The sequence below is a fragment of the Pseudomonas yangonensis genome (assembly GCF_009932725.1).
Classification (GTDB): domain Bacteria; phylum Pseudomonadota; class Gammaproteobacteria; order Pseudomonadales; family Pseudomonadaceae; genus Aquipseudomonas; species Aquipseudomonas yangonensis.
The window spans coordinates 1-264 of the sequence record NZ_BLJU01000158.1 but is presented as its reverse complement, the minus strand read 5'-3'; the positions used below and the strand labels follow the sequence as shown (position 1 = coordinate 264).

The window sequence follows — 264 nt, the reverse complement described above, 5'->3', positions numbered from 1 at the left end:
AAACATATTCATTACAGCCGCAAACCTTTGTTTAAAAGTCAACACAGCCCATTGTGCCGGGTTCAACCCTAAACAGGTGGCATCTAATCCTGTCAATGTTTTATTTACAAATTCAGCCCAAATATTGTATTCGGTTTGATTATTTACCTGCGCTTTTATTTGAGAATAAACAACATTAATATTAAATGTCAATAGTTCTGTTTTTACATATCCATTTGTTGAAGCTGCGGTCTTGGTTAAGGCTCCACCATTATCATTTATACC

Annotated in this window: 1 protein-coding gene; it reads right to left on the bottom strand. The window is 34.8% G+C overall.

All coding sequences use genetic code 11. The features are described 5' to 3' along the window. The coding region (locus tag GYB81_RS23910) for a hypothetical protein (RefSeq protein WP_161898010.1) at positions 1–264 on the bottom strand (264 nt) is incomplete at both ends.